The 2,196-nt window shown below is 71.0% G+C and carries 1 protein-coding gene; it reads right to left on the minus strand.

Annotated features, from left to right (window positions below; translation table 11 throughout):
- Positions 1–2,196: acyltransferase domain-containing protein (locus AAH979_RS42790; RefSeq protein ID WP_346263833.1), on the minus strand; the 2,196-nt coding region annotated here is incomplete at its 3' end.

Consider the following 2,196-nt stretch of genomic DNA (forward strand, 5'->3'; position numbering starts at 1 on the left):
TGAGCGGCTCACCAGCAGCAACTTCCGTACTCCGTGCGCCCGAACAAGGTGCTCGGAGAGCAGAGCGCCGACGCCACCGGTGCCACCCGTGATCAGGACCGAGCCCTCGCCGAGGGCCGGCGCCTCGGCCACCGCCGGAGCCACGGTGTTCAGGCGGGGCACCAGGATACCCTCGGCGCGCACGATCGCCTGCTCGTCGGTGAGCGCGGGAACGGTGCCCCCGGCGGGTACGTCGACGATGCTGATCCGGCCGGGGAACTCCGACTGGGCGACCCGGATCAGACCCCACACGGCGGCACCGGCGACGCCGCGCAGGTCGGTGTGTCCGCCGGGGGCGACGTTCGCGCCGCTGGTGACGACCCGGAGGCGTACGTCGTCCAGCTCGGACGCCGCGAGGACCTGCTGCACCATGGTGAGCGTGCCGTTGACGCTCTCGGCCGGGTCCGGGTGCTCGGCGTCGCTCGTGATGGTGACCGTGGTGGGAACCGGAGCTCCGGCCCGTACCGCCGCGACGAGTGCGGGCACGTCGGCGTAGTCGTCGCCGAGCACGACGGTGCCGGCCTGGTCCTCGGGAGCGGCGACCGGTCCTCCCGGCACCCAGGTGACGGCCGACAGCGAGGCGGCCTCCGGGCCGGAGAGGGCGTTGGCGGGTAGCGCGCGCAGTCGTAGTTCGTCGACGTGGACGATGGCCCGACCGTCGTCGTCGGCGAGTCGCACGGTTGCCGTGTCGGGTCCGGTACGTGTCACGGTGACCCGAGCTGACCGCGCCCCGGTCGCGTAGAGCTGGACGCCGGCCCAGCCGAACGGCACGCGCAACGACGTGGTGGCGTGGTCGTCGGCCAGAAGGAGCGGATGCAGAGCCGCGTCGAGCAACGCGGGGTGGATACTGTGCCGGTCCGGTTCGTCAACGGGCAGCGTGATCTCGGCGTAGAGGGTGTCGCCGCGCTGCCATGCCTGGCGCAGCCCCTGGAACGTCGGCCCGTACTCGTAACCCACCGTCGCGAGGTCGGCATAGAACCCGTTGACCGACAACGGTTGCAGCCCGGCGGGCAGCCAGCCTCCGCCATCGGCCGGTACGGCGTCGGCCGCTGTGGTGAGGACCGCTTCGACGTGCTCCGTCCACGGATCGGTGGGGCCGGAGCGGCTGTAGAGCCGCGCGGTGTGCTCGCCGGTCGGGGTGGGGTGGCAGACGACGTGGATGTGCCTCGTGCTCTGGTCCCTGATGGTGAGCGGAGTGTGGATCGTCAGTTCGGCGATGCGGTTGTGCCCGAGTTCGTCGCCGATGCGGATCAGCCACTCCACCAGAGCGGTGCCGGGGACGAGGGTGGTGCCGTTGACGGCATGGTCGTCGAGCCACGGCAGCGTCTGGCTGTCGATCCGGCCGGTGACAACGGTGGGTTCGTCCTGTGTTGTACGAGTGATGCCGGTCAGGACGGGGTGGTCGAGGTTGTGCTCTCCGGCGGTGGTGCTGGGCGTGAGCCAGAACCGCCGGTGCTGGAAGGCATAGGTGGGCAGATCTGCGCGCGTCTGCCCGGGACCGAGGATGGTGGCCCAGTCGACGGTGACGCCAGCGGTCCAGACCTGCCCGGCGGCTGACAGCAGGTGTTGCCATTGCGGACGGTCCCGGCGCTGGGAGGGTACGACGACCCCGGGGACGGCGGCTGCCTCGATCAGCTCGGCCATGGCGAGTTCGAGGACGGGGTGGGCGCTGACCTCGACGAAGACGCGGGCGCCGCGGTCGATGTGGGTCTGCATCGCGGTGTCGAAACGCACGGTCTGGCGCAGGTTGCGCAGCCAGTAGCCAGCGTCCATACCGGCGGTGTCGAGGATCTCACCGGTCACGCTCGAGACGAGCGGGATCGACGAGGGCTGTGGGGTGAGGCCGCCGAGCTCGCTGATGATCGGGTCGCCGACGGCGTCGACGGCGGCGGAGTGGGAGGCGTAGTCGACCGGGATCATGCGGGCCCGCACACCCTGCCCGGTCCAGGCCTCCATGAGCGCTTCCAGGACCGGGACCGGTCCGGCGATGACCGTGGAGGTACCGCTGTTGACGACCGCGACCTCCACGCCTTCGGGTAGTTGTGGTTCGACGTCGGAGCGGCTGAGGCCGACGGACAGCATTCCACCGGTGCCGGCAAGCTCCCTGACGAGCCGGGAACGCACCACCACGACACGGGCGCCGTCGCGAAGGGACAG

The organism is Plantactinospora sp. ZYX-F-223, from assembly GCF_039649625.1.
Taxonomy (GTDB): Bacteria; Actinomycetota; Actinomycetes; order Mycobacteriales; family Micromonosporaceae; genus Plantactinospora.